At 67.2% G+C, this 19,130-nt stretch carries 17 protein-coding genes; 10 read left to right on the top strand and 7 right to left on the bottom strand.

The window, feature by feature from the left end:
- Positions 1-3 precede the first annotated feature (3 nt).
- Together CSW62_RS23225 and CSW62_RS27175 are read right to left on the bottom strand one after the other, a co-directional pair.
- Positions 4-600, bottom strand: coding sequence for an NAD(P)H-dependent oxidoreductase (locus CSW62_RS23225; protein ID WP_099581842.1), 597 nt, complete (start codon positions 598-600; stop codon positions 4-6).
- Positions 600-806 (bottom strand): hypothetical protein, encoded by a 207-nt coding sequence (locus tag CSW62_RS27175; RefSeq protein WP_233206764.1) that lies wholly within the window; start codon positions 804-806, stop codon positions 600-602. The genes CSW62_RS23225 and CSW62_RS27175 overlap by 1 nt, the downstream gene beginning before the upstream one ends.
- On the opposite strand from CSW62_RS27175, the gene CSW62_RS23220 reads away from it, so the two are divergent.
- A complete protein-coding gene (locus CSW62_RS23220) occupies positions 709-1,419 on the top strand; it encodes a CoA transferase subunit A (protein WP_099581841.1) in 711 nt (236 codons plus the stop codon). The two genes, CSW62_RS27175 and CSW62_RS23220, sit on opposite strands and share 98 nt — an antisense overlap.
- Entirely contained in the window at positions 1,419-2,060 is a 642-nt protein-coding gene (locus CSW62_RS23215) for a 3-oxoacid CoA-transferase subunit B (protein WP_099581840.1), read from the top strand. The genes CSW62_RS23220 and CSW62_RS23215 overlap by 1 nt, the downstream gene beginning before the upstream one ends.
- 115 nt (positions 2,061-2,175) lie before the next feature.
- On the opposite strand, the gene CSW62_RS23210 is transcribed toward CSW62_RS23215, so the two are convergent.
- Positions 2,176-3,753, bottom strand: a complete 1,578-nt coding sequence (locus CSW62_RS23210) for a glycosyltransferase family 39 protein (protein ID WP_099581839.1) — start codon at positions 3,751-3,753, stop codon at positions 2,176-2,178.
- A gap of 187 nt (positions 3,754-3,940) precedes the next feature.
- On the opposite strand from CSW62_RS23210, the gene CSW62_RS23205 reads away from it, so the two are divergent.
- The 4 genes from CSW62_RS23205 (at position 3,941) to CSW62_RS23190 (ending at position 9,094) form a co-directional block, all read left to right on the top strand.
- Complete coding sequence (locus tag CSW62_RS23205) at positions 3,941-6,532, top strand: TonB-dependent receptor domain-containing protein (protein ID WP_099582433.1); 2,592 nt, start codon at positions 3,941-3,943, stop codon at positions 6,530-6,532.
- A gap of 158 nt (positions 6,533-6,690) precedes the next feature.
- Positions 6,691-7,692 carry an agmatine deiminase family protein gene (locus CSW62_RS23200; RefSeq protein WP_099581838.1) on the top strand — a complete coding sequence of 334 codons (1,002 nt, stop codon included), beginning with the start codon at positions 6,691-6,693 and terminating at the stop codon, positions 7,690-7,692.
- Positions 7,692-8,570 (top strand): N-carbamoylputrescine amidase, encoded by an 879-nt coding sequence (gene aguB / locus CSW62_RS23195; RefSeq protein WP_099581837.1) that lies wholly within the window; start codon positions 7,692-7,694, stop codon positions 8,568-8,570. The genes CSW62_RS23200 and aguB overlap by 1 nt, the downstream gene beginning before the upstream one ends.
- Positions 8,567-9,094 (top strand): GNAT family N-acetyltransferase, encoded by a 528-nt coding sequence (locus tag CSW62_RS23190; RefSeq protein WP_099581836.1) that lies wholly within the window; start codon positions 8,567-8,569, stop codon positions 9,092-9,094. Before aguB ends, CSW62_RS23190 begins: the two co-directional genes overlap by 4 nt.
- Here CSW62_RS23190 and CSW62_RS23185 read toward each other — a convergent pair.
- Positions 9,091-9,915 (bottom strand): phosphatase PAP2 family protein, encoded by an 825-nt coding sequence (locus CSW62_RS23185; RefSeq protein WP_099582432.1) that lies wholly within the window; start codon positions 9,913-9,915, stop codon positions 9,091-9,093. The two genes, CSW62_RS23190 and CSW62_RS23185, sit on opposite strands and share 4 nt — an antisense overlap.
- Before the next feature lie 146 nt (positions 9,916-10,061).
- Between CSW62_RS23185 and CSW62_RS23180 the strand changes: the two genes are divergently transcribed.
- A complete protein-coding gene (locus tag CSW62_RS23180) occupies positions 10,062-12,116 on the top strand; it encodes a TonB-dependent receptor (protein WP_099581835.1) in 2,055 nt (684 codons plus the stop codon).
- 315 nt (positions 12,117-12,431) lie between these two features.
- Entirely contained in the window at positions 12,432-13,241 is an 810-nt protein-coding gene (locus CSW62_RS23175) for a SapC family protein (protein WP_099581834.1), read from the top strand.
- 84 nt (positions 13,242-13,325) lie between these two features.
- Here the strand turns inward: CSW62_RS23175 and CSW62_RS23170 are convergent, their stop codons facing one another.
- Positions 13,326-13,718 carry an acyl dehydratase gene (locus CSW62_RS23170; protein WP_099581833.1) on the bottom strand — a complete coding sequence of 131 codons (393 nt, stop codon included), beginning with the start codon at positions 13,716-13,718 and terminating at the stop codon, positions 13,326-13,328.
- A 197-nt stretch (positions 13,719-13,915) separates the two neighbouring features.
- Here CSW62_RS23170 and CSW62_RS23165 point away from each other — a divergent pair, with 197 nt between their 5' ends.
- Positions 13,916-16,075 carry a protein-disulfide reductase DsbD gene (locus tag CSW62_RS23165; RefSeq protein ID WP_099581832.1) on the top strand — a complete coding sequence of 720 codons (2,160 nt, stop codon included), beginning with the start codon at positions 13,916-13,918 and terminating at the stop codon, positions 16,073-16,075.
- A gap of 9 nt (positions 16,076-16,084) precedes the next feature.
- Here the strand turns inward: CSW62_RS23165 and CSW62_RS23160 are convergent, their stop codons facing one another.
- Entirely contained in the window at positions 16,085-16,816 is a 732-nt protein-coding gene (locus CSW62_RS23160; protein WP_199170679.1) for a DUF1353 domain-containing protein, read from the bottom strand.
- A gap of 84 nt (positions 16,817-16,900) precedes the next feature.
- Entirely contained in the window at positions 16,901-17,395 is a 495-nt protein-coding gene (locus CSW62_RS23155) for a hypothetical protein (protein WP_099581831.1), read from the bottom strand.
- A 106-nt stretch (positions 17,396-17,501) separates the two neighbouring features.
- On the opposite strand from CSW62_RS23155, the gene pgi reads away from it, so the two are divergent.
- Positions 17,502-19,121, top strand: coding sequence for a glucose-6-phosphate isomerase (gene pgi, locus CSW62_RS23150; protein ID WP_099581830.1), 1,620 nt, complete (start codon positions 17,502-17,504; stop codon positions 19,119-19,121).
- The last annotated feature ends 9 nt before the right edge of the window (positions 19,122-19,130 follow it).

Genomic DNA, 19,130 nt, shown 5'->3' with positions numbered 1-19,130 from the left:
GCCTTAAGTCTCCGCCTTGTTCGAAACCCGCGACGCCGGCAGCAGCGAGGCCACCCGCGCCTTGTAGCGCTCAGCCTCGGCTTTCAGGGCCGCGTCGTCTTTCACGGAAGCGCCATGAACGACGAACGGGGTCTCCCACTCCATGCCGCACAGGTGGGCGGTCTGCTCCAGCGGCCGCAGGAACTCGTCCATGCTGAACCGGTTGTAGCCGTGCATATGGTAGGCCTTGGCGCTGGCGCCCGTGGAGCAGGCCACGAATAGCTTCTTGCCCTTCAGGGCCTCGCCGCCTTCGCCATAGGCGAAGCCGTGCAGCCAGACCAGATCCAGCCACTCCTTCATAAGGGCCGGGGTCGAGTACCAGTAGAGCGGAAACTGCAGGGCGATGACGTCGTGAGCCAGCAGAGCCGCCTGCTCGGCCTCGATGTCGACCGCGAAGTCCGGATAAATCTCGTAGAGGTCCTTGAAGGTGACGCCCGACAGGCCCTTGGCCGCCTTGGCCAGGGCGCGATTGGCGCGAGACCGTTCAAGCGCCGGATGGGCCAGCACGAGAAGCACTCCGGAGGTGGCGGGCGCTACGAAGCCGGTGCTAGCGTCGGTCATCAGGCGACCCTTCTGGAAAATAATTCATCAAGGGTTGAATTTATTCGCGGCTCGGGCGACACGGTTCGCCAAACACCGGACGTATAAGGTTCGGAACAGGGAGACACCATGGTCGACAAGGTGAAGAAGGACGCCGTCGAGGCCCTCGCCGGGCTGTTGTTCGACGGCATGACCATCATGGCCGGAGGCTTTGGCCTCTGCGGCATTCCGGAGAACCTGATCGCGGCGATCCGCGAGGCGGGAACGAAGGACCTCACGGTCGTCTCCAACAATTGCGGCGTCGACGGCTTCGGCCTGGGGATCCTCCTGGAGAACCGCCAGATCAAGAAGATGGTCTCGTCCTATGTGGGTGAGAACAAGCTGTTCGAACAGCTCTACCTCAGCGGCGAACTGGAGCTGGAGTTCAATCCGCAGGGCACGCTGGCCGAACGCATTCGTGCGGGCGGGGCGGGCATCCCGGCCTTCTTCACGCGCACCGGCTACGGCACCCTGGTGGCCGAGGGCAAGGAAGTCCGCGAGTTCGACGGCGAGATGTACGTGATGGAGCGCGGCCTGACCGCCGACCTGTCGATCGTCAAGGCCTGGAAGGGCGACGCCGAGGGCAACCTGATCTACCGAAAGACGGCCCGGAACTTCAATCCGATGATGGCCACGGCCGGCAGGAAGACCGTCGTCGAGGTCGAGCAGCTGGTCGAGATCGGCGCCCTGGACAAGGACGCCATCCACACGCCTGGCATCTATGTCGACAACATCGTCAAGGGCGCCAAGTTCGAGAAGCGCATCGAGCGCGTCACCACCCGTGCCAAGGAATCCGTGTAATGGCCTGGACCCGCGATGAGATGGCGGCCCGCGCCGCCAAGGAGCTGCAGGACGGCTTCTACGTTAACCTGGGCATCGGCATTCCGACCCTGGTGGCCAATTACATCCCCGAGGGCATGTCCGTGACGCTGCAGAGCGAGAACGGCATGCTGGGCATGGGCCCCTTCCCCTATGAGGGCGAAGAGGACGCCGACCTGATCAACGCCGGCAAGCAGACGATCACCGAGCTGGATTCGAGCTCGTACTTCAGCTCGGCCGACAGCTTCGCCATGATCCGCGGCGGCCACATCGCCCTGTCAATCCTGGGCGGCATGCAGGTCTCCGAGAGCGGTGATCTGGCCAACTGGATGGTGCCCGGCAAGATGGTCAAGGGCATGGGCGGGGCCATGGACCTGGTCGCCGGCGTCAAGCGCGTTGTGGTGGTCATGGACCACTGCGAGAAGTCCGGCGCGCCCAAGCTATTGAAGTCGTGCTCGCTGCCGCTGACCGGCGCGGGTGTCGTGGATCTCTTGATCACCGAGCTGGGCGTCTTCGAGATCAACCGCGGCAAGACCCCGGTGAAGCTGATCGAGCTGGCCCCGGGCGTGAGCGTCGATGAGGTGAAGTCGAAGACCGAGGCGGCGTTCGAGGTGGCGGTTTAGAGGGCGGTGGCGCGGCAACCTCGTCCTGCGACAAGCTCAGGATGAGGTTGCCGGCTATCGCGGCGCCAGCATTCGGACCTCACCCTGAGCCTGTCGAAGGGCGAGGTCCGTGGCGTTACTTCGCCGTTTTCCGTGGCTCCGGCGGCAGGCCCGTCACGGGATCGCGGGGCAGGGGCGCGAAACCCTCCGCGATGAACAGGTCGATCCGGCGCGAGCGCTTCTTGTCGAGGCGCACGCGGCTGATCTGCATGCCGGATGTCGCCTTGAAGTCCTGCGCGATCTCGGGCCGGTAACCGCCCTCCAGGCTGACGATCAGGGCGCGACGGCCGTAGTCGGCGTCCAGCGGCGCCTCGGTCTCGGCCTGGTTCTGCGGATGGGCCTCGTGCACCCACATCCGCAAGGGGGGCGCGCCCGGCTGACCGAAATAGTCGCGGCCGTAATAGGCGGCGGCGTTGTAGACGAAGCGGTCGTCCATCGCGACGGCGCTGAGCGGACCGCGCAGGGCCTGCTCCTCGCGCGAGCGCTCGATGATCGCCCGGACGGTCTGGTCCCAGCCACGCACGCGCTTGAAGCCGTTCGACAGGCCCACGGCGTCGGCGGCCTTGGGATTGACCATGCAGACCACGAAGAAGGCGGCGAACAGGGCCTCGAAGGCCAGGCCCGCGATCAGCCAGCGGCGGGCGTTCCAGCGCAGCAGCCAGCCGGCCGACAGCACCGACCCCGCGACGAAGGCGGCCCCGGCCCAGTTGGCGTTGGCGCGCGAGACGAAGGCCTCGCCGGCGACGATGATCAGCGGCGGGGCGCAGAAGCACAGCAGCAGCAGGTCCGGCGACTGAAGCTTCTTCTTCACCCCCAGCCAGACCGAGCCGCCCAGCAGAACGGCGAATGGCAGGGGACCGAACACGCCGAACTGCGAGCCGACGAACTCGATCAGCTCACGGAAGTTGAACAGCTGGTGCGAATTCCAGTTGGCGTTGGAGGCCGTGTGCTTGACCGTCGCGAAATGGTGGCTGGCGTTCCAGGCGAAGTTGGGGGCCAGGGTCAGCACGAAGGCGGTGACGAACAGCACCGCGGCGGCGATGCACCACCGATCGCGGGCCGGCTTCGAGATGGCGTAGTGGATGACGATGCTGCCCAGGGCGTAGACGGCTGCGTATTTGGAAAGGAAGGCCAGGCCCAGGGCAACGCCCATGCCGGCGGCGACGAAGTAGCGGCGCGGCGCGGTTTCCTCGGCCAGGGCGACATAGGCCCAGATCGTCAGCGACAGGAAGAACAGCAGCGGCGCATCGGTGGCCATCAGGCCCGACGACAGCACCACCCCCGGCATCAGGCTGTAGATCGCCGCTGCGACCAGGCCGCTCCAGCCGCCGTAGAGCTTGCGGGCGATGCGGTGAACCACCAGGGCGGTCATGCCGTGCAGGAGCGGAGCGGATAGCCGCACCCAGGCCTCGGCGTCGCCGCCGACATGAGTCGTGGCCCAGATCAGCCAGGCGATCATCGGCGGCTTGGAGAAGTAGCCGAACGCCAGTTCGCGCGACCAAAGCCAGTACTGGGCTTCGTCCGGGTACAGCTCAAGAGGGGTTGAAAACAGGGCGATCAGCCGCACGAGCGTGAGCGCGGCGACCATCATCAGGGTCAGGCGCCAGGCGCGGGACTCGATCGAAATTGTCGAAGATTCGTGTGCGGTTGCCATGACGCCTAATTAGCCAAGTAAGAAAATTATGACCAATTCTTCCGCGATATCCGCCGTTTATGACAGTTTGGGGGAGGGCGTGGCCTTTCCGTCACCAAACCTTCTAAAACTTTCGCTAAACGGCGCTCAACGATGCTCATCCATGCCGTCTTCGGCAGGCGTGTCGAATAATGAGGGGATCTTCAAGATGAATATGAGAAATTTCGCCCTGGCGACGACCGCGCTGGTCGGCAGCCTGATGGCCAGCGGCGCCGCGATGGCGCAATCCACGGGTACGGACGCTATTGAACAGGTCGTTGTCACGGCGGCCGGCCAGAAGTCGATCGACGGCGCCGTTGTCGCCGAGACTTCGCCGAAGTCGCGCTCGACCATCACTCAAGAATTCATCGGCCGCCAGGCCGCCGGTCAGACGATCGTTCAGACGCTCAACAGCGTCCCGGGCCTGTCGTTCACCAACAACGACCCGTATGGCAACAGCGGCGGCAACATCCGCCTGCGCGGCTTCGACGGTAACCGCATCTCGCTGACCTTTGACGGTATCCCGACGAACGACACCGGCAACTACGCGCTGTACTCGAACCAGCAGCTTGACCCGGAACTGATCGACAAAGCCAACGTCACGACCGGCCAGACCGACGTCGACACCCCGACGATCTCGGCCACCGGCGGCGTGATCAACTATTCGACCCTGAAGCCGACCAAGGACATGGGCGCGACCGTCGACGCCTCGTACGGCAGCTTCAACTATCGCCGTTTCTTCGGCCTGATCCAGACCGGCGAATTCGGCCCGTGGGGCACGAAGGCCTGGGCCTCGGCCTCGTACACCAAGTACGACAAGTTCCGCGGCGAGGGCGATCTCGAGAAGAAGCAGTTCAACGCCCGTATCTGGCAGGACATCGGTTCGAAGGGCGACTACATCGCTCTGTCGGGCCACTGGAACCTGAACCGCAACTTCAATTACAACACCGTCAATCTCGGCACCGCCGACCTGACGCTGATCCCGGAAGCGGATCAGTTCGGCTACGGTTTCGACTTCCGCAATACCGTCGTGCCGGGCTCTTCGGGCGGCATCTATGACTGGATCAAGCCGACCGTCACCGCTGGCTCGCGCGACATTGATGGCGTGCGCGCGATCAACCCGGTCACGGGCCTGCTGAGCGATTACACCAACGCCAGCACCTGGTGGGGCGGCCGTATCAACCCGTCGAACACCGGCAACATCCGCCTGAAGTCGCGCTTCTCGCTGATGGACAACCTGATCTTCACGTTCGACCCGTCGTTCCAGTACGTGATGGCCAATGGCGGCACCCAGCAGGTTGCGATCAACGAATACGACGCCAAGCTGGTCGGCAAGGCCACGACCTTCGCCAGCTGCAAGGTCGGCACGATCGGCACGACCAACCGCGGCGTCGACCTGAACGGCGACGGCGACTGCATGGACTCGGTCCGTTACATGTCGCCCTCGAACACCAACACCCGTCGCTACGGCCTGAACACCTCGCTGATCTGGCGCCTGAACGACGACAACACCTTCCGCCTGGCCTACACGTTCGACCGCGGTCGTCACCGTCAGACCTCGGAAGCGGGTTACGTCGACCAGAACACCGGCTTCATGAAGAACTGGTTCGGCGGCAAGGAAACCTGGGGCGGCGACCGCATCCTGGGCGCCGACGGCGCTCTGCTGCGATTCCGCGACCGTTTCTCGATCGCTGAGCTGCAGCAAGTCGCCGCCGAATATCGCGGCCGCTTCTTCGACGACAAGCTCGACATCACGCTGGGCGTCCAACACAAGGAATTCAGCCGTGAGCTGAACCAGTTCTGCTACACGCAGAACGGCACGAGCAACGTCCTTTGCACGACCGAAGCGCCGTCCTCGACGCTGGCTAACGGCAACGTCAAGTTCGCCAGCCAGAACGCCGCCAACGAGTACATCGCGCCGTTCTCCTACAAGGCGAAGGTCAAGAAGACTCTGCCGAACGTCGGCGTGTCGTTCCGAATGGACGACCACAACACGTTCTACGCGAGCTACTCGGAGCAGATTTCGGCTCTGCGTACGGACAGCTATTACACCGTCCAACGCCAGGCCAACGGCTCGATCGGCTCGCTGAACGCCAATCCGGAAGCGACCAAGAACACCGAAATCGGCTACCGTTTCAACGCTCCGGGCTACTATGGCACGCTGAGCGCCTATAAGACCGAGTTCAAGAACCGCGTCGTCAGCACCTACGACCCCGACACCGACACCAACCGCGAACGCAACGTGGGCGCTGTCGACATCAAGGGTGTCGAAGCTCAAGTCGGCGGCCGCATCACGAACGAACTGTCGCTGGCCGGTTCGGCCACCTACACGGACGCGAAGTACCAGGATCCGCTGCAAATCCGCGCCAACGTCTTCGCCCCGATCAACGGCAAGCGCTTGGTCGAGACCCCGAAGATCATGTTCGGTGGCCGGATCAACTATGAAGACGGTCCGTTCTCGTTCGGCGTCCAAGGCAAGTACACCGGTAAGCGTTACGCCACCGATCTGAACGACCTGGCCGTCGACGGTTACGCCGTGTTCGACCTGGACGTCCGCTACAAGCTCGACGCCGTCCTGAAGAACTCGTACGTCCAGCTGAACGTCTGGAACCTGTTCGACAAGGAATACTACGGCAGCCTGGGCACCCAGATCACCGCCGCCTCGGCCGCTACCAAGGCCCTGTATGGTGTGACCAACCAGCCGAACGCCTACATCGGCGCGCCGCGCACGGCGCAGGTGACGTTCCGCGTCGACTTCTAAGTCACGCAGACTTTCCGCGAGGGAGAAGGGCGGTCCGTTCGCGGGCCGCCCTTTTTCTTTGTCATCTAGGCCTGCTAGTTAGGCGGCGCTTGACCCCAGCCTCCCGAGGGGCCATCTGCGCCCCCTTCGTTTTTCCCGAACGCTTCATGGGCTTTCGAATGACCGTCACCGTTCCCGCCGAGTGGGCTCCGCACCGCGCCATGTGGGTGGGTTTCCCCAGCCACGCCGACCTCTGGCAGGAGGATCTGGAGCAGGCGCAGCAGGAAGTCGCCGATCTGGCCCGCGCCCTGGCCGGTCCGGGCGGCGAGCGCGTGCGCCTGATGGTGGTGGGCGATGAGGCCGAAGCCGCCGCCCGCGCCCGCCTCTCCGACACGAGCGTCGAAATCGTCCGGGGCCAGTTCGGCGACATCTGGCTGCGCGACACCGGCCCGATCTTCGTCGACCGTAACGGCTCGGCCTCGGCGGCCGGCTTCCAGTTCAACGGCTGGGGCGGCAAGTACAGCCTGGAGGGGGACGACATCGTCGCCGAGCAGATCGCCGCCGCCTCGGGCGCGCCGCTGGTCCGCAACGGTTTCATCCTTGAGGGTGGCGCCCTGGACCACGACGGCAACGGCACGATCCTGACCACGCGCCAGTGCCTGCTGAACGCCAACCGCAACACCGGCTGGGACGAGGCCTCGGCCACGGCCGCGCTGGCCGACGCCCTGGGCGCCAAGAAGGTGCTGTGGCTGGGTGATGGCCTGCTGAACGACCACACCGACGGCCATGTCGACAACCTGGCCCGCTTTGTCGCGCCGGGCGTGGTGGCCTGCCCGATGGGCTTTGGCGCCAATGATCCGAACGCTGAGGTCTATGCCGACACCGCCAGGCTGCTGGCCGGCATGACCGACAGCCGGGGCTCGCCGCTGCAGGTCGCCCGCATCCCCTCGCCGGGCCTGATCCTGGACGAGGACGGCGAGCCGATCCCGGCCTCGCACATGAACTTCCTGATCGCCAACGAGGCGGTCATCGTGCCGATCTACGCCGAGGAGTCCGGCGCCTTCGCCGTCGAGGTGATCAAGGGCCTGTTCCCCGAGCGCCAGGTGATCGGCCTGCCGTCCACCGCCATCCTGACCGGCGGCGGCTCGTTCCACTGCATCAGCCAGCAGGAGCCCGTCTAATGGCCCGCACGCTCAACGTCGCCGCGATCCAGACCTCGTACGGCATGGATCTGCAGGCCAACATCAAGAAGACCGAGCACTTCATCCGTGAAGCGGCCGCCAAGGGCGCCCAGGTCATCCTGCCGTCGGAGCTGTTCCAGGGCCCGTACTTCTGCGTCGCCCAGGAAGAACGGTGGTTCGCCGAGGCGCATCCGTGGCGCGAGCACCCGGTGGTCAAGGCCATCGCGCCTCTGGCCGGCGAGCTGGGCGTGGTGATCCCGATCTCGATCTTCGAGCGCGAGGGGCCGCACTACTTCAACAGCCTGGTGATGGCCGACGCCGATGGTTCGCTGCTGGGCGTCTATCGCAAGAGCCATATCCCCGACGGTCCGGGCTATATGGAGAAGTACTATTTCCGGCCCGGCGACACCGGCTTCAAGGTCTGGGACACGCGCTTTGGCCGTCTGGGCGTCGGCATCTGCTGGGACCAGTGGTACCCGGAGGCCGCCCGCGCTATGGCCCTGATGGGCGCCGAGGCCCTGTTCTATCCGACCGCCATCGGCAGCGAGCCGCATGACGCCAGCCTGGACACCGCCCTGCCGTGGCGGCGGGCCATGCAGGGCCACGCGGTCTCGAACGTGATCCCGGTGGTGGGCGCCAACCGGATCGGCTTCGAACCGTGGGACGGCTATCCGAACGGCGGCCAGACCTTCTACGGCTCGTCGTTCATCGCCGACCATCGCGGCGACCTGGTCAGCGAGCTGGGCCGCGCCGACGAGGGCCTGGTCAACGCGACCTTCGACCTCGACTTCCTGACGACCCACCGCGCCGCCTGGGGCTTCTTCCGCGATCGTCGCCCTGAGCTCTACGCCGGCCTGGCTGCCGGCCGCCCTGCATGATCACCACCGACCGCCTGGTCCTGCGCCCGGCGGTCGACGCCGACCGCGACGCCATCGCCGCCATGAACGGCGACGCGCGGGTCGGCGCCTGGCTGGGCGGCGTGCGCGGCCGGGCCGAGAGCGACGCCTTCGTCGACCGGGTTCAGGCCCATCAGGCCGAGCATGGCTTCGGCTTCTGGGTGGTCGACCGCCAGGCCGACGCGCGCGTGGTCGGCATGACGGGCCTCTGGTGGGTTCCGCCCGAGATGGCCATGCCGAAGGCGGTCGAGATCGGCTGGCGCTTCCATCCCGAGGCCTGGGGCCAGGGCTACGCCACCGAGGCGGCCAAGGCGGCGCTGGCCTACGGCTTCGAGACTCTGCGACTGACCGAGATCATCGCCTTCACGGCGCGCACGAACCTGGCCTCACAAAGCGTCATGCGCCGGATCGGCATGGGGTACGACCAGACGCGGGACTTCGACCATCCGGGCTTGGCGGAGAGCGATCCGCTGCGCGCCCACGTGGTGTTCGTGGCGAAAGCCTAAGCCCCGCAGCCCTCCGGCGCGCCCTTCGCCCGCGACGCCGCGACTTCCGCCCGCGCCTTGGCCAGATCGGCCATGAACTCCGGATCGTCGTGCAGCCGCGTGACCAGGGCGGAGCCCAGATAGCGCCCCGCCTCGACATCGCTCTGGAAGTGGACGCCGCAGACGATGCGGCTGTCGCCGAACGCCTTGCCGCGCGCCAGGATCGGGCTGGCCTTGTCCGGGACCAGCTCGGCGATCACCGAGGCCCAGGCCCAGCCGATCAGGCCGTGGCCGGACGGATAGGAACCGTCGGTGCTGATCCAGGCCTCGCGCGGCACGCAGATCGGCGCGGTGTTGCCGACCGGCGGACGGGGGCGCTGATAGATCGCCTTGGCCGGCTGGTAGATCTTGGCCGCGTCGTCGGTCAGTCGCAGCAGCATGTTGGCCAGGGTCGGGGTCGCCTCGGCGCTGAGCGTGACGCTGGCCGCGCACGAGAAGGCTTTCATGCCGTTCTTGCCCGCGAGATCGGCGTCGGCGATCGCCCGGCTCCAGGTCTCGGTATTGGCCAGCTTGCGGGTCTCTTCGAACTGGGCGCGCTCGGCCTTGCCGCGCGGGCTGTCCGGCGCGGGCGGCGGGCCGATGATGGTCGCCGCGTCGATGCCGCCATTGCCGCCGAGGTAGCCGGGCGGCGGCTTCGCCCAACCGGCCGAGGGCGGGGTCGTGGCCACTTTCGCCGCCGGAGCCGCGCTGTGCGCGAAGGGATTGGGCAGGCCGTCGACGGCCGAACAGCCGGTCAGGGCCAGGCCCGAGGTGACGGCGACGACGAGCGCGAAACGGGTCATCGAATGCATCCGTATGGTCATTCGCCCACAGAGCGGCGGGAAACTCGTGCGTCAAGCGAAAGCGGATTGACGACTAGATATGTTATTTCATAACACTTCGTCGCGGCCGCTCCCCCGGCCAAGTTTCAGTCGTTTCAGGACCGCCCATGCTCCGTCGCGTCGCCTTCTCCGCCGCGAGCCTCATCGCGCTCGCCGCCGCTGTTTCCGCCCACGCCGACGCCCCGGCCGCGCCTGTGACGCCCCCGGCCTCGGAAGGCGACCAGGCGGCCAATCAGGTCGACAAGGTCGTCATCACCGCCGCCCCCTACGCGGTGTCGCTGGATACGGTGACCAGCAGCGTCAATGTCATCACCCGCGACAAGCTGGACGTCCTCCCACCCGCCGGTCTGGGTGACATGCTCAACGGCCAGCCGGGCCTGCGCTCGACCTTCTACGGTCCCGGCGCCAGTCGTCCGGTGATCCGTGGCCTGTCGGGGCCGCGGGTGATGGTGCTGCAGAACGGCGTCGGCCAGGTCGACGCCTCGTCGCTGTCGCCCGACCACGCCGTGGCCTCGGATCCGGGCGAGGCGTCGCGGGTGGAAGTGCTGCGCGGCCCCTCGACCCTGGCCTATGGCGGCTCGGGCATCGGCGGCGTCGTGAACATCATCGACGACCGCGTGCCCTCGTCGGCTCCGGCCAACGGCTTCGAGGGCCGCCTGGCCGGCTCGGTCTCGTCCGTCGACGACGGCAAGTCGATCAACGGCTCGGCCAAGTTCGGCAAGGGTCCGCTGGTGTTCGCCATCGACGCCGATCACCGCGAGAGCAGCGACTATGACGTCCCGACCGCCCCGGTCTCGGCCCGTCTGGCCAGGGCGGACGGCCTGACCGTCGATCCGGACAAGAAGGTCAAGAACGCCGACGTTGAGGTCGACGCCTACGGGGCCGGCGTCTCCTATGTCCACGACAGCGGCTTCTTCGGGATCTCGGTCAAGAAGATCGATACGACCTACGGCGTGCCCTACGAGCAGATCCTGGCCCCGATCGATCCGGACGCCGAAGGCCCGGTCTCGATCCACCTGCAGCAGACCCGCTACGACGTGCGCGGCGAGCAGGATGTCGACCTCGGCCCGTTCGACAAGGTCCGCCTGTCGGTCGGCCACGCCAAGTACGAGCACGCCGAGATCGGCGTCGGCAGCGGCGAGGTCGGAACCCGCTTCCTCTCCGACGGCACCGAGGGCCGCCTCGAGCTGGTCCAGAAGGCGCGTGACGGCTGGCAGGGCGCCGTGGGCTTCCAGGCCCTGAAGCGCCACTTCGAGGCCATAGGCGACGAGGCCTTCGTGCCCTCGACCGACATCACCGAATATGGCGTCTTCACCCTGCAACGTCTGGACAAGGGCGACTGGGGGATCGACGCGGGGCTGCGCTTCGACAGCCGCGAGCTGAAGACCAGCTTCGCCGACAAGACCTTCGACAACGTCTCGGGTTCGCTGGGCGTGTTCTACAAGCCGGCCGAGCACCAGTTCGTGGCCCTGACCGTGTCGCGCAACGGCCGCGCCCCGACCGAGGCCGAGCTGTTCGCCGACGGCCCGCACCCCGGCACCGGCGGCTACGAGGTGGGCGACGCCGACCTGAAGTCCGAGAAGGTGGTCTCGGTGGAGGCGACCTATCGCTACACCGGCGATCGCCTGCGCGCCGAAGCCCACCTGTGGGGCGCCCAGTATAACGGCTTCATCGAGGAAGGCCGCACGGGCGCCGTCGAGGACGGCCTGCCGGTGTTCCAGTACAGCCAGACCGACGCCAAGTTCCACGGCGCCGAGGCCGAGGCCTCCTATGTCGCCTGGCGCAGCGGCGAGCGCTCGCTGAAGCTGGAAGGCTCGTACGACTGGGTGCGCGGCTCAACCGATCTGGGCGTGCCGGCCCGCGTGCCGCCGTGGGCCGTGACCGGCCGCGCCATCTGGAGCACCGGCCGCCTGGACGTTCAGGGCGAGGTTCGCCGCGTGGCCAGCCAGAATCGCGTCGCCGCGTTCGAACTGCCGACCGACAGCTACACGCAAGTCAACGCCATGGTGACCTACAAGCCGATCGCCGACTCCGGCCTTCGCGTGTTCCTCGACGGCCGCAACCTGACCAACGAGACCATTCGCGAGCACGTCTCGTTCCTGAAGGACTTCGCCCCCTCGCCGGGCCGCTCGGTCCGCGCCGGTTTCGCCTGGCGCTTCTGATCCCCCAGGCGCGAAACCGCTCGCACCTTCGCCTGGCGCTTCCAAGCGTCACGCGAAGCGCGGGTCTCTCGATCAGCCCCAGAGAGGCCCGCCGCGCGCCGGGACCTGGCCCTTAAGCCGGGTCCCGGACTGCGGCCCGCCTCACGGGCGTATCAAGCCCACCCGCTCGCGCGCCCGGTGAATAACGGTCGTCGAGTCTCGCTATGACAGCGGTCCAGATTGCCGGTTCCCCCGGGATCGGCTAGAACGCCGGACCCTTTGCGGTCGTCTTGAAGCGTTCGAGCGTCCGTTTCCTATTCTGTCGTAGAGCTGTTCATGACAACGACCCAGTCCACCGGCGAGATCTCCGGCAACGTCCTGTTCTACAAGTCGCCGGAGCCGCTGAACCGCGAGCAACACGCGAAGCTGGCGCTGGTCCACAAGGAAAAGCCGTACGCCTTCGCCGCCGCCGGCACCGCCGTGCCGCTGACGGTCTCGGAATTCGGCCCGGCCGCCCTGACCTTCCCGGTGATCTTCGCCGGCGACGATCGCGTGCCGCTGGCCGTGATGGGCCTGAACAACGCCGAGAACCTGTTCATCGGCGCCGACGGTTCGGTCGAGCCGAACGTCTACATCCCGGCCTATATCCGCCGCTATCCGTTCGTTCTGGCCAATGACGACGGCCAAGACCGCCTGATCGTCTGCATCGACCGCGGTTCGGAACTGCTGAGCGAGCAAGGCCAGACCCCGCTGTTCGACGCCAAGGGCGAGCCGACCGAATACACCCAGCAGTGCATCAAGTTCTGCGATGACTTCGAGCTGGAGCGTCGCCGCACCGACTCGTTCATCGCCCTGCTGAAGGAGCTGGACCTGTTCGAGCTGAAGAAGGCCACTTTCCAGCCGCAGGACGAAACCGGCGCCGCTGCGGGCGAGCCGGTCACCGTCGCCGAGTACTACGGCGTCTCGGAAGAGAAGCTGAACAAGCTGTCGGCTGAAAAGCTGAAGGAGCTGCAGGAAAACGGCGCGCTGGCCCAGATCTATGCGCACCTGGTGTCGCTGCTCGGCTGGGATCGTCTGGTCAACAAGACCATGATGCGTCAGGTCGAAGCCGAGACCGCCGCAGCCGCCGCCGCGAACCTGAACTAAGGTTCGGCCAGCGCTGAAGACAAGAGGGCGGCGGGGCTTAAGCTCCGCCGCCCTTTTTCTTGGTTCGGCTATCTCTGGTTTCGGCTATCGCGCGAAGATGCTGCGGGTCAGGCAGGAAAAGACCAAGCGGCCGGCCTCGTCGAGCAGGTCGTGCTGGGCGATGACGATGCCCTTGCCCTCGCCGACGGGATCCTTGCCCATAACGGTCATGCGGCCGCGCAGCAACTCGCCGACCGGCGGATTGCGCATCCAGCGCAGGGCGTCGACGCCTAGGCGCTTGGTCTGCGGCCAGGCGGCGCTGGCCTCGCCGTCGAGGCGGGTCCAGATGGCGAAGACCATGCCGTCGGGGGCGCCGTTCTCGACCGGCCAGCCAGGGGTGAAGGCGGCGATGAAGGCGTCCAGCGCCTTGCCGTCCACGGCCCGCGAGCCCAGGTTCACGACCTGGCCGATCTCGATATCGTCGAACGCGGCGGGCATGGGCGGCTCCAGTTGATTTCGCCAGAGAAGGCGCAAGCCAGTCTCCGAACCAAGGAATGAGCCTGTTCGTCCGTTTCGGGTGAATCACCCAAAACGGCCAGGCACACTCTCGACTGTGAGTCGCGACTTGAGCATTGTCGAGCCGATATGGACGGGCCATGTGTCGTCCGCCGTCGTTTCTTCCCCCAGGTCTGCGCATGTTCCTCAAGAGAGCCGTCCTCGCCCTGCAAGCCTTGCTGGCCGCGAGCCTTTTGGCCGGAGCCGCCCTGGCCGGGCCGGTGGTCAATTCCGGGCATATCGAGTCCGAGCTGGTCGCGCAGGAGACGGGCATCGCGCCGGGCGGCACAGTCTATGTGGCCCTGCGCCAGAAGATCATTCCGGGCTGGCACACCTATTGGCGCAATCCTGGCGACGCCGGCGAGGCGACCAAGATCACCTGGACCCTGCCAGCCGGCTGGAAGGCGGGCGACATGGTCTGGCCGACGCCAAAGACCGCCAAGCTGGGTCCGTTGCTCGACTACGCCTACGAGGGCGAGGTCTTCATCCCCGTGCCGATCACTGCGGCGGCCGACGCCCAGGTGGGGACCACGATCAGCCTGACCGCCGACGTCTTCTACTTGGTCTGCGAGCAGGTCTGCGTGCCGGAGGAGGCCAAGCTTACCCTGCTGCTGCCGGTCGTGGCCGCGCCGGCCGCCGATCCCAAGTGGGGCGCGGTCGTCGGCGACGTCCTGGCCAAGGCGCCCAAGCCGGCCGGTCTGAAGGCGGTGTTCAAGCTGGACGGCGCCAGCCTGAAGCTGGCCGTGACCGGCGGCCCGCTGAAGGGCGCCGACATGGCCGGGGCCTATTTCTTCCCCTATTCGCCCAAGGCCATCGAGCACGCCGCCGACCAGGTGGTTGATCGCGGGCCCGAGGGCCTGACCCTGTCGCTGAAGCCGGGCTACGACTTCGTCGGCGGCGGGACCGCGCCGGCCGAGGTGGCCGGAGTGATCTCGACCAAGGCCGGGGCCTGGGAGATCACCGCGACGCCGGGCGAACCGCCCGCGACCGCCGCCGGAATGGGGCCCCCGCCCGCCGAGAAGGCCGCCCCTGACGGGAAGGTCTCGGGCGGCCTGGCCGGCGCCCTGCTGTTCGCCTTCGTCGGCGGGCTGATCCTGAACCTGATGCCGTGCGTCTTCCCCGTGCTGTCGATGAAGGCCGCCAGCCTGGCCGGCCACGCCCATGACGCCGGCAAGACCCGCCTGCAGGGCCTCGTGTTCCTGATGGGCGTCGTAACGACCTTCCTGGCCCTGGCCGGTCTGCTGCTGGCGGTGCGGGCCGGCGGCGCGGCGGTGGGCTGGGGCTTCCAGCTGCAGTCGCCGCTGGTCATCTCGGGCCTGGGCCTGCTGATGCTGCTGGTCGCCCTGAACATGTCGGGCGTCTTCGAGATCGGGGCCTCGGTGCAGAATGTCGGCTCGGGCGCCTCGGCCCAGGGCGGGGCGACCGGCGCCTTCTTCACCGGCGCCCTCGCCGTGGTCGTGGCCGCGCCCTGCACCGCGCCGTTCATGGCCGGGGCTCTCGGCTACGCCCTGACCCAGCCGACCCTCGTCTCGCTGGCGGTGTTCCTGGCCCTGGCCCTGGGTTTCGCCGCCCCATTCGTGGCGGTGGCCTTCATGCCGGGCCTCCTGAGGCTGCTGCCGCGTCCCGGCGCCTGGATGGACGTGCTGAAGAAGGGCCTGGCCTTCCCGATGTACGGCGCGGCCCTGTGGCTGACCTGGGTGTTCGCCCAGCAGTCCGGCCCGATCGCTCTCGGCCAGCTGCTGACCGCCGGCGTGTTGGCCGCCTTTGGAGCCTGGCTCTACGGCGTCGCCCAGAACCGTCGCGCCGCCGGCAAGGGCGGCATGGTCTCGATGATCATCGCCCTGCTGGCCGTGGCCGGCGCCATCGCCCTGGCCGCTTCGGCCGCGCTGGCCGCCCAGCCGCCGACCGCCGTCGCCGCTGCTACGGGCCAGGCCACGCCCTTGGGGCCCGGCCTGACCGCCGAGGCCTGGTCGCCGGAGAAGGTCAAGGCGCTGCAGGCCGAGGGCCGGCCGATCCTGGTCGACTTCACCGCCGCCTGGTGCGTGACCTGCCAGGTCAATGAGAAGGTGGCGCTGTCCGGCTCCAAGGTCGCCGACGCCTTCAAGGCCAGGAACGCCGTCTATCTGAAGGCCGACTGGACCAATCGCGATCCGGTCATCGCCAAGGCTCTCGCGGAGTTCAACCGCGTCGGCGTGCCGCTGTACGTGGTCTATCCGAAGAACGGCGGCGCGCCGGTCATCCTGCCCCAGCTGCTGACCGAGGGGATGGTCATCGAGGCGATCGAGAAGGCGGGAGCTTAGGAGCGCCCGCTACTTCTTCTTCTCGTTCCCGAACGGCAGCTTGTCCTTGACCTTGTCCAGCGGGGTCTTGGTCACGACCAGCGGCGGCGGTATCACCGGCGCGGCGGTCTTCACCGGATAGGCGCGCCAGCCGGTCTGGATCAGGGCGGTAAAGCCCTGGCACTTGGGCAGGTAGCGAACCATGCCAGTGCGCGGTTTGGCGAACGGCGGGGCTTGAGTGAACTCCTGACGCTTGGGATCGACGAAGCGCCAGTCGGTCGGCAGGCCATAGCCCTTCTCGCCGCCCAGCCGCACGGCCTGATAGGCGAGGTTGGCCTGGAACGGCGTGACGCCGTATTTCAGCATGGCCCGCAGGAAGATGGCGTCGGCCTCCTCGCGCTTGCCCGGCTCGCCGATCGTGTAGAGCCAGTCGTGGACGATGGCCGCGCGGGCGGTCGGCCCTTGCGGATCGACGAAGCTCTGGCCGTACCAGGGCACGCTGGCGAAGTCGGTCACGTACCAGCGCGGCACCACGATCACCTTGCCGGTCTCGACGTCGCAATAGGGGAACTCGGCGTCCAGAGTGAACAGCTTGCGGCCGTCCTTGGTCTGGTTGAACAGCATGATCGGCTGCGGCGTCAGCGAGCTGGGCAGCACCGGCGCGACGACCGGCACGAAGACGGTGGTGTTCGTCTCGCTGGCGCAGGCGGCGAGGAGCAGGCCGGAGCCGACGACGGCGGCGAGGGTCTTGGTGCGGGACATCGAGCCAGGGAGAGCAGAGAGGATCAGGACGATCTTCTGAGCGCCCAGCGGTCAGGTATCAAGCGACCATGGCGAAGTTTCGGCTTAGGCCGCCGGTTGGGGCGGGGCGGTGATCACTTCGACATTGTCGTTCAGCAGATAGGCCATGTCGCGCAGGGCCAGGTCCTGGGCCTTGATCGTCGTGGCCGCGCCGACGGCGGTGAGCTTTTCGGGCAGATCCTGGCTGATGCCGCGCAGGATGCACTTGAGGTCGTCGACCGCGCCGCGTTCCTTCAGGGTCACGTGGCCCTTCATGTCCAGCGCCGACAGGTCGCCGATCCGGCCCGAGAAGGCGTCGAAGCCCTTCAGCTTCAGCGCCGCGCCGGCCGGGCCGGCCTTGGCCAGCGTCTGGCGGTAGGCTTCGGTCTCGGCCTTCAGTTGCTTGGCGCGCCTGACGATGTCGAGGAACAGCGGCTCGCCCGCCACGGACCGTGGGGCGGCGGGCTGCTGCAGGACCGCTGGACCTGGCCCAGCAGCCTGCCCAGGATTGAACGAAGCCATCCAGAGCATGGCGGAAAAGGCGACGGCGTCACAGGACATGGGGGACTCCCGCAAAAAACGTCATTGGTCCGCCATGACGTGGCGGCAGGTGTTTGATAAGCCCGGTTTCGTAAACGCCGATTTACCAAGATTCAGAGGACTACCGATGGCCGATCTCGACGCCGCCTGGACCCGCCTGGAAACCGCCGCCAAGGCCGCGGGCGAACAGCGCATCGTCGACTTCTTCGCGGCCGAGCCGGACCGCCTGTATCTGCTGACCCTCGACGTCGCCGGCCTGCACCTGGATCTGTCGAAGCAGGCGTGGGACGAGGCCGGCCTGGAAGCCGCGCTCGACCTGGCCCACGCGGCCGATGTCGAAGGCGCTCGCGCCCGGATGTTCGGCGGCGAGGCGATCAATTCGTCTGAGGGCCGCGCGGTGCTGCACACGGCCTTGCGGGCTGCGGCGGACGCCGACGTTAAGGCCTTGGGCCAGCCGGTGATGGCCGAGGTCGACGCCGTCCGCCAGCGGATGAAGGCCTTCGCCGACGCCGTCCGCTCGGGCGAGATCAAGGGCGCGACCGGCAAGCCGTTCAAGGCGATCCTGCATATCGGCATCGGTGGGTCGGACCTCGGCCCGCGCCTGCTGTGGGACGCCCTGCGTCCGGTGAAGGCCCAGATCGACCTGCGCTTCATCGCCAATGTCGACGGCGCCGAGTTCGCCCTGACCACGGCCGATATGGACCCGGAAGAGACCCTGGTCATCGTCGTCTCCAAGACCTTCACGACGCAGGAGACCCTGGCCAATGCCGGCGCGGCCCGCGCCTGGCTGGCCGCCGCCCTGGGAGAGGACGGGGCGAACCAGCACCTGGCCGCCATCTCGACCGCCTTGGACAAGACCGCCGCCTTTGGCGTGCCCGACGAGCGCGTGTTCGGCTTCTGGGACTGGGTCGGCGGCCGCTATTCTCTGTGGTCGTCGGTCAGTCTGTCGGTGGCCGTCGCGGCTGGCTGGGACGCGTTCCAGGGCTTCCTGGATGGCGGCGCGGCCATGGACGAGCACTTCCGCTCCGCGCCGCTCGACAAGAACGCGCCGGTGCTGGTGGCCCTGGCCCAGATCTTCAATCGCAATGGCCTGGACCGCCGCGCCCGTTCGGTTGTTCCGTACTCGCACCGCCTGCGCCGCCTGGCGTCGTTCCTGCAGCAGCTGGAGATGGAGTCGAACGGCAAGTCGGTCGGCCCCGATGGCCAGCCCGCCAAGCGCGGCACGGCCACGGTGGTGTTCGGTGACGAGGGGACGAACGTCCAGCACGCCTATTTCCAATGCATGCACCAGGGCACGGACATCACGCCGATGGAGCTGATCGGCATCGCCAGGTCGGACGAAGGTCCGGCCGGGATGCACGAGAAGCTGCTGTCGAACCTGCTGGCCCAGGCCGAGGCCTTCATGGTCGGTCGGACCACGGAGGATGTCGTCGCCGAGCTGACCGCCAAGGGCGTCTCGGAAGGCGAGATCGCCACCCTGGCCCCGCAGCGCACCTTCGCCGGCAACCGGCCCTCGACCCTGGTGGTGCTGGAGCGCCTGACGCCGCAGACCTTCGGCGCCTTGATCGCCCTCTATGAGCACAAGACCTTCGTCGAAGGCGTGATCTGGGGGATCAATTCCTTCGACCAGTGGGGCGTCGAGCTGGGCAAGGTGATGGCGAACCGCATCCTGCCCGAGCTGGAGAGCGGCGCGACGGGCCAGCATGACCCGTCGACCACGGCGTTGATCCAGCGGCTACGCAAGTAGCCGCCCGAT

The sequence above is a fragment of the Caulobacter sp. FWC2 genome, assembly GCF_002742625.1.
In the GTDB taxonomy this organism is placed as follows: Bacteria; Pseudomonadota; Alphaproteobacteria; order Caulobacterales; family Caulobacteraceae; genus Caulobacter.
The sequence above is the reverse complement of the archived record's forward strand: the minus strand, read 5'-3'. Positions and strand labels throughout refer to the sequence as shown.

What these genes read in the sequence shown, in the direction of transcription:
- CSW62_RS23225 (WP_099581842.1), bottom strand. Translation starts at nt 600, where the DNA reads ATGACCGACGCTAGCACCGGCTTCGTAGCGCCCGCCACCTCCGGAGTG.
- CSW62_RS23220 (WP_099581841.1), top strand. Translation starts at nt 709, where the DNA reads ATGGTCGACAAGGTGAAGAAGGACGCCGTCGAGGCCCTCGCCGGGCTG.
- CSW62_RS27175 (WP_233206764.1), bottom strand. Translation starts at nt 806, where the DNA reads ATGCCGCAGAGGCCAAAGCCTCCGGCCATGATGGTCATGCCGTCGAAC.
- CSW62_RS23215 (WP_099581840.1), top strand. Translation starts at nt 1,419, where the DNA reads ATGGCCTGGACCCGCGATGAGATGGCGGCCCGCGCCGCCAAGGAGCTG.
- CSW62_RS23210 (WP_099581839.1), bottom strand. Translation starts at nt 3,753, where the DNA reads ATGGCAACCGCACACGAATCTTCGACAATTTCGATCGAGTCCCGCGCC.
- CSW62_RS23205 (WP_099582433.1), top strand. Translation starts at nt 3,941, where the DNA reads ATGAATATGAGAAATTTCGCCCTGGCGACGACCGCGCTGGTCGGCAGC.
- CSW62_RS23200 (WP_099581838.1), top strand. Translation starts at nt 6,691, where the DNA reads ATGACCGTCACCGTTCCCGCCGAGTGGGCTCCGCACCGCGCCATGTGG.
- aguB (WP_099581837.1), top strand. Translation starts at nt 7,692, where the DNA reads ATGGCCCGCACGCTCAACGTCGCCGCGATCCAGACCTCGTACGGCATG.
- CSW62_RS23190 (WP_099581836.1), top strand. Translation starts at nt 8,567, where the DNA reads ATGATCACCACCGACCGCCTGGTCCTGCGCCCGGCGGTCGACGCCGAC.
- CSW62_RS23185 (WP_099582432.1), bottom strand. Translation starts at nt 9,915, where the DNA reads ATGACCCGTTTCGCGCTCGTCGTCGCCGTCACCTCGGGCCTGGCCCTG.
- CSW62_RS23180 (WP_099581835.1), top strand. Translation starts at nt 10,062, where the DNA reads ATGCTCCGTCGCGTCGCCTTCTCCGCCGCGAGCCTCATCGCGCTCGCC.
- CSW62_RS23175 (WP_099581834.1), top strand. Translation starts at nt 12,432, where the DNA reads ATGACAACGACCCAGTCCACCGGCGAGATCTCCGGCAACGTCCTGTTC.
- CSW62_RS23170 (WP_099581833.1), bottom strand. Translation starts at nt 13,718, where the DNA reads ATGCCCGCCGCGTTCGACGATATCGAGATCGGCCAGGTCGTGAACCTG.
- CSW62_RS23165 (WP_099581832.1), top strand. Translation starts at nt 13,916, where the DNA reads ATGTTCCTCAAGAGAGCCGTCCTCGCCCTGCAAGCCTTGCTGGCCGCG.
- CSW62_RS23160 (WP_199170679.1), bottom strand. Translation starts at nt 16,816, where the DNA reads ATGTCCCGCACCAAGACCCTCGCCGCCGTCGTCGGCTCCGGCCTGCTC.
- CSW62_RS23155 (WP_099581831.1), bottom strand. Translation starts at nt 17,395, where the DNA reads ATGTCCTGTGACGCCGTCGCCTTTTCCGCCATGCTCTGGATGGCTTCG.
- pgi (WP_099581830.1), top strand. Translation starts at nt 17,502, where the DNA reads ATGGCCGATCTCGACGCCGCCTGGACCCGCCTGGAAACCGCCGCCAAG.